The sequence below is a fragment of the Micromonospora sp. 4G55 genome, assembly GCF_016803375.1.
Window position 1 is genome coordinate 1 of the sequence record NZ_JAEVHN010000222.1, and the last position, 9099, is coordinate 9099.

General features: G+C 74.5%; 9 protein-coding genes and 3 pseudogenes. 4 read left to right on the plus strand and 8 right to left on the minus strand.

Annotation, left to right across the window (positions count from 1 at the left end):
* Nucleotides 1–582 (plus strand): PfkB family carbohydrate kinase (locus JNW89_RS18700; protein ID WP_238449891.1); only part of this gene is annotated, 582 nt, incomplete at its 5' end.
* 76 nt (nucleotides 583–658) lie between these two features.
* Here JNW89_RS18700 and JNW89_RS18705 read toward each other — a convergent pair.
* The 4 genes from JNW89_RS18705 to JNW89_RS18720 all read right to left on the minus strand — a co-directional run bounded on the left by JNW89_RS18705 (nucleotide 659) and on the right by JNW89_RS18720 (nucleotide 3390).
* Nucleotides 659–952 (minus strand): DUF6510 family protein, encoded by a 294-nt coding sequence (locus JNW89_RS18705; protein ID WP_238449892.1) that lies wholly within the window; start codon nucleotides 950–952, stop codon nucleotides 659–661.
* A gap of 17 nt (nucleotides 953–969) precedes the next feature.
* The gene (locus JNW89_RS18710; protein ID WP_238449893.1) at nucleotides 970–1704 is read right to left on the minus strand and encodes a ferredoxin reductase; all 735 of its coding nucleotides are present in this window, start codon (nucleotides 1702–1704) and stop codon (nucleotides 970–972) included.
* Entirely contained in the window at nucleotides 1701–2291 is a 591-nt protein-coding gene (locus JNW89_RS18715) for a sulfite oxidase-like oxidoreductase (RefSeq protein WP_238449894.1), read from the minus strand. Before JNW89_RS18715 ends, JNW89_RS18710 begins: the two co-directional genes overlap by 4 nt.
* A gap of 79 nt (nucleotides 2292–2370) precedes the next feature.
* The gene (locus JNW89_RS18720) at nucleotides 2371–3390 is read right to left on the minus strand and encodes a TerC family protein (protein WP_238449895.1); all 1020 of its coding nucleotides are present in this window, start codon (nucleotides 3388–3390) and stop codon (nucleotides 2371–2373) included.
* A 355-nt stretch (nucleotides 3391–3745) separates the two neighbouring features.
* Between JNW89_RS18720 and JNW89_RS18725 the strand changes: the two are divergent.
* Nucleotides 3746–4820, plus strand: a pseudogene (locus tag JNW89_RS18725) (CaiB/BaiF CoA transferase family protein).
* A 39-nt stretch (nucleotides 4821–4859) separates the two neighbouring features.
* Here the strand turns inward: JNW89_RS18725 and JNW89_RS18730 are convergent.
* Nucleotides 4860–5255, minus strand: a pseudogene (locus JNW89_RS18730) (DUF2267 domain-containing protein); the annotation flags it as partial.
* A gap of 155 nt (nucleotides 5256–5410) precedes the next feature.
* On the opposite strand from JNW89_RS18730, the gene JNW89_RS18735 reads away from it, so the two are divergent.
* Together JNW89_RS18735 and JNW89_RS18740 are read left to right on the plus strand one after the other, a co-directional pair.
* Nucleotides 5411–5680, plus strand: a complete 270-nt coding sequence (locus JNW89_RS18735; RefSeq protein WP_238449897.1) for a DUF2795 domain-containing protein — start codon at nucleotides 5411–5413, stop codon at nucleotides 5678–5680.
* Between the two features lie 49 nt (nucleotides 5681–5729).
* Nucleotides 5730–6383, plus strand: a complete 654-nt coding sequence (locus JNW89_RS18740) for a DUF1345 domain-containing protein (RefSeq protein WP_238449898.1) — start codon at nucleotides 5730–5732, stop codon at nucleotides 6381–6383.
* A gap of 232 nt (nucleotides 6384–6615) precedes the next feature.
* Here JNW89_RS18740 and JNW89_RS18745 read toward each other — a convergent pair whose 3' ends face one another.
* The 3 genes and pseudogenes from JNW89_RS18745 to JNW89_RS18755 form a co-directional block, all read right to left on the minus strand.
* On the minus strand, nucleotides 6616–7260 hold the full coding sequence (locus tag JNW89_RS18745; RefSeq protein WP_154938931.1) for a hypothetical protein: 645 nt from the start codon (nucleotides 7258–7260) through the stop codon (nucleotides 6616–6618).
* A 56-nt stretch (nucleotides 7261–7316) separates the two neighbouring features.
* A pseudogene (locus tag JNW89_RS18750) lies at nucleotides 7317–8287 on the minus strand (pirin family protein).
* Between the two features lie 193 nt (nucleotides 8288–8480).
* Nucleotides 8481–8960: a hypothetical protein gene (locus tag JNW89_RS18755; protein ID WP_238449899.1), complete on the minus strand. Its 480-nt coding sequence runs from the start codon at nucleotides 8958–8960 to the stop codon at nucleotides 8481–8483.
* Nucleotides 8961–9099 lie beyond the last annotated feature (139 nt).

The following is a 9099-nucleotide window of genomic DNA, read 5'->3' on the forward strand; positions in this document are numbered from 1 at the left end:
TCGCCCTGGCCCGGCACGCCCACCTGGTCAAGGCCAGCGACGAGGACCTGGCCTGGCTGTTCCCGGGATGGTCGGTCCAGCGGGCCGCCCGGGCGTTGCAGCCTCGACCCCAACGTCCGCCCGGCGGTCCTCGCCGACCCGGCCGCCGCGCGGGCCCGGCTGCTCGCCCTGGCCCGGCACGCCCACCTGGTCAAGGCCAGCGACGAGGACCTGGCCTGGCTGTTCCCGGGATGGTCGGTCCAGCGGGCCGCCCGGGCGTTGCGCGACCTCGGGGTACGCCTCGTCGTGGTGACTCGGGGCGCGGCCGGCGCGTACGCCCTCACCCCGACCGGCGCCGTGCACCACCCGGCCCGCCGGGTGACCGTGGTGGACACCGTCGGCGCCGGCGACGCGTTCACCGCCGGCCTGCTCGACGCCCTGGTCGAGGTCGGCGCGGCCACCCCGGCGACGGTCGGCGCGCTGGACGAGGCGCGGCTCGGGGCGGTGCTGGACCGGGCGACCCTGGTCGCCGCGATCACCTGTACCCGGTCCGGCGCGGACCCGCCGCGACGGACGGAACTGGGCGACCTCGTGGACGCCTGACCCGGCACCCGCGCCGTCGAGGCGACGCATCGGCCGGGGTGCGGCCGCGCCACGACCAGGCCCGGCGGGGCCGGCCTCAGCCCGGGCGGTGGTAGGTGGGCTCGGCCGGCAACGGCACCTCGAGGAAGGTGGCGCCGCGCAGGTCCAGCCAGGCCCGGTCGGGCGCCCGGACCAGCCGCAGTTGCACGTCGGTGCAGACCGGGCAGCGGGCGACCAGCCCGGGCGCGTGGGAGAAGACGTGCAGCCCGGCCAGCGGGCCGAGCGTCCCGCACGACTGGCAGCGTGAGGTCGCGGTGCTCAGGTCGACGGCGAACAACTCGCGCAGCGGACCGTCGAGCATGTTGCCGTCCACGTAGGACATGTCGGTCATCGGGCCTCCTCGGGCGTTCACGCGGTGGGGCCGAACCGTTCGGTGCGTACCCGGCGGCTCTGGTGACCCAGCCCCACCAGCAGGTCCGCCACGGTCTCCACGAAGCCGGTGGGCCCGCAGACGTAGCAGAGCGGTTCGAGGTCGGGCGGCCAGCCGTGGGTGTTCACGTCGACCAGGCCGATCCGGTGCGGCGCGCCCCGCCACCCGTCGGGCGCCTCCCGGGTGTAGACGTACGCCACGTCCAGGCCGTGGTCGTCGCGGGCCCGGGTGCGCAGCTCGTCGGCGTAGATGACGTCGGCCGGGGTGCGGACGGAGTAGATCAGCCGGAACGGGGTCCGGCTGCCGGCGGCGCGCCGGGCCCGGACCATGGCCATCAGCGGCACCACCCCGGAGCCCCCGCCGACCAGCAGCACCGGCGCGGTTTCGTCGGGGCGCCAGACGAAGTACCCGCCGAGCGGGCCGCGCACCTCGATCGGGTCGCCCTCGGCGTAGGTGTCGAGCAGGTACGGCGACACCTCGCCGTCGTCCACCCGCTGCACGGTCAGCGCGATCCGGTCGCCGTCGGCCGGCGCCGCCAGCGAGTACGACCGGGCGGCCTGGTAGCCGTCCTCAGCGGTCAGCCGGATGTCGACGTGCTGGCCGGCGACGTGCGCGGGCCAGCCCGGCACATCGAGGACCAGGGTGTGCGCGGACGGCGTCTCGACCCGGCGCTCCACCAGCCGGGCGACCCGCCAGGTCAGCGGGGCGCTCAATCGCCGGCGTAGCGCTGCTCGCGCCACGGGTCGCCGTAGTCGTGGTACCCGGCGGTCTCCCAGAAGCCGGGGTGGTCGTCGACCAGCAGGCGGATGCCGCGCACCCACTTCGCCGACTTCCAGAGGTACAGGTGCGGCACGAGCAGCCGGGCCGGGCCGCCGTGCTCGGCCGGCAGCGGCCCGCCCTCGTACGTGTGCACCACCCAGGCCCGCCCGCCGCGCAGGTCGTCCAGGGGCAGGTTGGTGGTGTAGCCGCCGTAGGAGTGGGCCAGCGCGTACCGGGCGGTGGTGTCGACGCCCTCGAGCAGGGTGTCCAGCGAGACGCCCTGCCAGCTGGTGCCGAGCTTGGACCAGTGGGTGACGCAGTGGATGTCGACGGTCGGCGTCTCCTGCGGCAACCCGGCCATCTCGTCCCAGGTCCAGCGGAACTCGGTGCCGGTTTCGGTGGAGAGCACGAACTCCCAGGTGTCCAACGGCACCCGCGGCGTCGGACCCGCCGACAGCACCGGGAAGTCCTCCGTCAGGTACTGCCCAGGCGGCAGGGCCGGCCCGCTCGAGCGGCGCCGGCCCTGAAAGCCCGGTGACACGATTCCCACCCGTCAGTCGTACCACTGGCGCGCCTCCGGCGGGGGCGTTCGGCCGTACCCCCCGCCCCGGGCCCGGGGGTCAGTGCCGCTCGGGGACGACCTCCGGCTCGCGCGGGGCCTGGTCGCGGGTGGCGCGCAGGCTGGTGACGGTGACGACGATCAGCACGCCGATGATCACGCCGAGGGAGGCCAGCGTCGGGATCTCCGGTACGCCGGACCAGATGCCGTGCGCCCAGTGCAGACCGAGCTTCACGCCGATGAAGGCGAGGATGATCGCCAGGCCGTAGCTGAGGTGCACCAGCCGGCTCAGCGCCGCGTGCAGGACGAAGTAGAGCGCGCGCAGGCCGAGCAGGGCGAAGGCGTTGGTGGCGAAGACCAGGTACGGGTCCTCGGTGATGCCGTAGACGGCCGGCACCGAGTCGACGGCGAAGACGATGTCGGTGGCCAGCACCGCGACCACGACCAGGGCGAACGGAGTGAGCGCCCGGCGGCCCTGCTGCCGGATGGTCATCCGGGTGCCGTGGTAGTCGTCGACCACCGGCATCACCTTGCGCAGCAGCTTCACCGACCGCATCTTGTTGATGTCGACCTCCTGCTCGTGCCCGGAGAGGGCGTCGCGCAGCAGCTTGATCGCGGTGACGATCAGGATGACGGCGAAGAGCAGGAAGGCGAAGTCCAGGGTCTGCAGGGCGGCGGCGCCGAGGGCGATGAAGACCGCGCGCAGCACCAGCGCGCCGGCGATGCCGTAGAGCAGCACCCGCTGGGCGAGCACCGCGGGCACCGCGAAGGCGGCCAGCAGCAGCATGAAGACGAACAGGTTGTCGACCGAGAGGGACTTCTCGACCAGGTAACCGGTCAGGTACTCCACGCCCTGCTGGGAGCCGAACCGCGACCCCAGCCAGGCGCCGAAGGCCAGCGGCAGCGCGATGTAGAACGCCGACCAGCCCAGCGCCTCCCGCATGGACACCTCGTGCGGGCGCCGGGTGACCAGGAAGTCCAGCACCAGGAGGGCGACCACGCCGACGATGGTGACCGCCCAGAGGGTGGGCGAGCCCACCGACGACAACTCGGCGGCGGACAGGTAGGACGATCCGGTCATGGGGCCTCCTCGAACACGGTGCCATGTTCGAGGTCTCCTTCACCCGCGCTTTTACGGGCAACCACCCGAGGCGAGCCCGGGGCCCGCCGTACTGACCGGAATGGTTCGTGGGAAGTACTCCCCTCGTGCGTCAAGGTTAGGCCGGGCTCACCGGGTACGCCAAGTCCGGCCGGCCCTGGTTGCCCTGGTCAACCGCTGGATGCCGGGCGGTCGACGGGTTCGGGGTGGGACGTGGGGAGCCCGGTGGGCCTATGGTGACGCGGTGACCGACGACGCCCCCACCGCCCCGGTCGGCCCCCTCACCGGCGTACGCGTGGTCGAGCTGGCCGGCATCGGCCCCGGCCCGTTCACCGCGATGATGCTCGCCGACCTCGGCGCTGACGTGGTCCGGGTCGACCGCACCACCCCGGCCGACCTGCTCAGCCCCCCGGAGGACCTGCTCAACCGCAACCGCCGCTCGGTGGCGGTGGACCTGAAGTCCGACGCCGGGCGCGAGGTGGTGCTGGCCCTGGTGCGCGGCGCGGACGCCCTGATCGAGGGGTACCGGCCCGGGGTCACCGAGCGCCTGGGCCTGGGCCCGCGGGAGTGCCTGGCGGTCAACCCTCGCCTGGTGTACGGGCGGATGACCGGCTGGGGCCAGGACGGCCCGTACGCGCACACCGCCGGCCACGACATCGACTACCTCGCGCTGACCGGGGCGCTGCACGGCATCGGCCGGGCCGGGGAGCGCCCGGTACCGCCGATGAACCTGCTCGGCGACTTCGGCGGCGGCGGGATGATGCTGGCCCTCGGCATCGTCGCCGCCCTCTACGCCGTCCGGGCCGGCGCCTCCGGCCAGGTGGTCGACGCCGCCATCGTGGACGGCGTGTCGGTGCTCAGCACCCAGGTCCACGCGCTGCGCCAGCTCGGCATGTGGCAGGACCCGCGCGGGGTCAACCTGCTCGACGGCGGCGCGCCGTTCTACGACACGTACGAGTGCGCCGACGGGCGGCACCTCGCCGTCGGGGCCCTGGAGCCGCGCTTCTACGACGAACTGGTCCGGCTCACCGGCTTCCCGCTCCCCGGCGACGAGGCCCTCGACCGGCACGACCCGGCGAACTGGCCCGCGCTGCGCGAGGCGTGGGCGCGGCTGTTCCGCACCCGTACCCGCGACGAGTGGGCCGAGCTGCTGGCCAGCTCGGACGCCTGCGCGGCGCCGGTGCTGGACTGGCGCGAGGCGCCGGAGCACCCGCACCTGCGGGCGCGGGGCACGTTCGTGGAACACGCCGGGGTCACCCAGCCGGCACCGGCGCCCCGGTTCTCCGCGACTCCGACCTCCGTCCGCCGGCCCCCGCCCCCGACCCGGTGAGCACACCGACGAGCTGCTGGCCGAGGCGGGCTTCGACGCCGAGCGGATCGCCGCCCTGCGGGCCGCCGGCGCGGTGGCCTGAGCGGTCCCGTCCCCCCGGCTCAGGCGCGGCGCAGCACGCTGGGCGCCGGGGGGTGAGCGCCGGCTCCACCATCTGCCGGTAGTCGCGCGGCAGCTGGGTCACCACGTCGTCGAACTCGCCGCCGCTGAGCGCCTCCCGCAGGGTGGTGAAGACCGCCCGGACGGCCTCCCGGGCGGCGGTCTCGTCGATCTCGGCCCGTTGCGCGACCCGGGCGACGAACTCGGCGGCGCCGAACCGCTGGGCCGCCTCGATGCTCGGGCCGGGCTTGAGGACCAGCTGCAACGGCGCGGGCAACTGGCTGGCGAGGTCGAGCACCTCCCCGCCGGTGAGCCGCTCGGCGAGGGTCTCCAGCGTCGCGTGGGTCAGCCGCACGGCCCGCTCGGAGCCGGTCCGGGTTCGCCGGGCGACCTGGTCGACGAAGGTGTCGTAGTTCATCGGGGCGCGCTCCCTTCGGCGTCGGACGGGTCGCGTACCCGGCTCGGGGCGTCGGAAACGGCGCCGATTTCCTGGCCGGTCGGCGCGTGACCCGGGGCGGGACGGGTAACCGCCGCCGGTCGTGACCGGATCGAGGCGGCGAGGGAGCTCACGCCATGGCGAGTTACACCGACGTCCTGCAGTACCTGTCCAGCCTGGACTACCCGGCGGAGAAGGACGACGTGGTGCGCGAGGCGGAACGGGAGGGCGCCCCGCCGGAGGTGCTCAAGGCGTTGCGCGCGCTGCCGCAGGTGGACTACGCCAACGGCAACGAGGTGGCCCGTTCCGCCGCCATCGACGCCGCCCCGGAGCTGAGCCCGTCGCAGCGAGCCGCGCAGGCTCGGGAGCGGCACACGCGGGTCTCGCAGCACCTGCGCCGCATCTGAACCGCCGGCGCGCGGTGCGGGCAGCCACCGGGCCGCCGAGGTACCACCCGTGAGCGGTCGGACGCCGCACGGACACACCCCGGCCGCCCTCCAGCTCACCGTGATGGGCCTGGTCGGACTGTGCGCCGGCGGGCTGTTCGCCGCGCTGGTCTCCCCCGGCCTGGCTCCACTGGTCGGCTGGGACGCCGCGGCGTTGTGCTGGCTGCTGCTGGTCTGGCGGACCCTCTGGCCGCTGGACGCCGGGCGCACCGCCGAGCTGGCCGTGTACGAGGACCCCAACCGGGCCGTCCGGGACGTCCTGCTACTGATCGCCTGCCTGGCCAGTCTGCTGGCCGTCGCGCTGGTGCTGACCAGCGCGCGTACAGCGCAGCCGGGCGTGCACCGGGACGCCTCGGGCGCGCTGGCCATGGTCAGCGTGCTGCTGTCCTGGTGCGTGGTACACACCGTCTACACCGCCCGGTACGCACGGATCTACTACACTGGCCCGGACGGTGGGGTGGACTTCAACCAGCCCGGCAAGCCCTGCTATCTCGACTTCGCGTACCTGGCGTTCACCATCGGGGCCACGTTCCAGGTCTCCGACACCAACCTGACCAGCCACGAGATGCGCCGGACGGTGCTGGGGCACGCGCTGCTGTCGTACCTGTTCGGGGCGATCATCATCGCCGCGACGGTGAACCTGCTGGCCGCGTTGGCCCGGTGAACTCAGCGGCGGCCGGGCGAGGGAAACAGGCGGGCGCCCCGGGTCACGAACCGCGACCTGGGGGCGCCACGCGTACCTGTCCCTGGCGGGTCCACGCCCGAACCGGGTCGCGTACCGCCAAACGGTGGATCTTCGCCCGAACCGGGCGGGCATCGCTGCCACGATCATCATACGATATGACATCACCCGTACGGCTGATTTTGCCAAGACTGTGGGCCACGGCACCCGTGGCTCAGCGGGTCACCTCGGCGTACCGCTGCTCCAGGTCGACCCGGGCCAGCGCGCCGACCAGCCACGCCAACCGCTCCGACTCGCCGCTGCCGGCCAGCTCGGCCAGGTCGTCGGCGGAGCGCCCGAGCCCCAGCCGGCGGGCAGCGGTCAACGCCCGCTTGTCCGCCACCGGCGCGACCTCCCGCCACAGCGCCTGCGTCTCGCGCAGGAACAGGTCGACGACCGTGTCGTCCACTCCGGGCAGCTCGGTGAGCAGCGCCCGCTCCCGGCCCGGGTCGTGCCCGGCCGACGCGCGCAACCGGCGCAGGTCGCCCCGGTACCGCTCGACGACGGTACGGGCCAGGTCGCCCAGCAGATTGGCCAGCTCGTCGACGTCGCCGCGCTGACCGGCCTCGCGCAGCACGCGGGTCCGGTCGGCGTGCAGCGAGCGGGCCAGCCGGGCGGCGCTGTCCCAGCCGTTGTCGGGCAGAGCGTGGGCGCTGTCCACGGCACGCCGGAAGTCACCCCGGCGGGCCAGCAGCACGGCAAGGCAGAGCAGTTGGAACAGGCTCGACGGGTTGTTGGTCACCCGGAAGCCGTACTGCTCGGCGAAGCCACGGCCCTCGCCGGCAAGCCGACGTACCAGCCGCTTCCTGTCCTCGGTCATCACACTGCGGGTCATGCCCCGCGACTACCCGCCCCGACGGAGGACACGCCTGCCGGTCAGCCCCGTACGTCGCCGCGCCGGTCGCGCGCCTTGAGCCGGGTGGTCGGCATCTCCGGGGCGGGCAGCGGCGGGGCGGCGTCGTCGGCGACGACCCCGAACCGCCGGCCGGCCATCCAGTCCTCCCGCGCGGCGGCCACCTCCTCGTGCGACCGGCCGACGAAGTTCCACCACATGACCAGGGGCTCGTCGAACGGCGCACCGCCGAGCAGCATCAGCCGGCTGCCCGCGGCGCCCGCAGGCCCAGCCGGTCCCGGCCGGCGCCCAGGTAGAGCAGCGCGCCGGGGGCGAGGTCCACGCCGTCGACCTGCGCCGCGCCGGACATCGCCAGCAGGCCGTACTCGAAATCGGGTCGCAGTGGCAGCGTCGCCGTCGCCGCGTCGCGGGCCTCGACCTCGACGCCGAGCAGCGGGGTGTGCACCACGGCCGGCGAACGTTCGCCGCGCAGCTCGCCGACGAGCAGGGTGAGGTCGAGCTCGCCGTCGCGCCAGCGGGGCAGCTCGGCGTGGTGCGCGAAGTCGGCGGCGCCGGCCCGCGCCGGATCCGGCAGCGCCACCCACAGCTGCACGCCGTGCATCACCGGCGGGTGCGTGGCGGGCGACCGCTCGGAGTGGGCGATGCCGTGGCCCGAGGTCATCACGTTGAGCTGGCCGGGGCGGATCGGCTGGACGCTGCCGAGGCTGTCCCGGTGGACGATCTCGCCCTCCAGCAGCCAGGTGACCGTCTGCAGGCCGGTGTGCGGGTGCGGCGGCACCTCCATCCCGGGCCGCTCGGCGACGTCGTCCGGGCCGAAGTGGTCGACGAAGCACCACGCGCCGACCATCCGGCGCTGGCGCTGCGGCAGCAGCCGCCGCACGGTCGTGTAACGCCCCAGCGGCACGTCGTGGCCGGGCAGCAGCACGCTGCCCGGATCGACCGCGGCCACGCCGGGCGGTCGGGTCTGTGCCGGCAACGATTCGGTACGGTCCACCGCCCGACTCTATGCCGACGGTGGGCCCGCGCACCGAGGGTGGCCCGGTTCCAGTGGTCCACTCCACCGCTGCCGGCTGCCGGCGTGCCGTGGTCCCGGCTCGCCGGGCCGTGCGGTGGCCTGGTCCGCGCGCATCATCGCCGGCTTCCGCGCTCCCGGCCGGGGCACTGCCGCTTCCAGGTGCGCCGCGCCCCTACTCGGCGCCGATCGTGACCCGGTTGGCGCCACCCACCAGGTCGACGTAGATCCGGTCGACCGAGCGGTCCCAGTTCGGCGAGCTGACCATTTCCCCGACGGCGAGGCCGTCGTGCCGATCGTCGTACACGGTGACCCCGCCGGCGCCGGAGGCGGCGCGGACCCGTACCGGCGGGGTGCCCGGCGCCCGGATCGTGAACTGGCTGACGCCGCCGGTCATCCGCACCGTCAGGGTGCCGACGGTGGGCGGCAGGCTCAGGTCGATGCGCGACGCCCCGCCGACCAGGTCCACCCCGGCCAGCCGGGCCTCCCCCAGGTCGAGCTGGTGTGCGCTGACCCCGCCCACCAGGCGGAGCCGCCACACCAGCCGCGAGTTGAGCACCACGTCGACCGAGCCCGCCCCGGACCGACCGCTGGCGGCCAGGCGCAACCGCACCCGGTCCCCGAGCACCTCGGCCGCGGCGCGACCCGGAGTCACCGGGGCTGCTGATCCGGTACAGCTCGTCGCCGAGTTCCGCGGTACGCAGCCGGAACGTGCTCACCCCCGTCGACCAGCTCGAACGTCGCCCGGCGGCGCCGGCCACCGGCGCGGTCAGGCTCTCCTCGGCGGCCGCCTG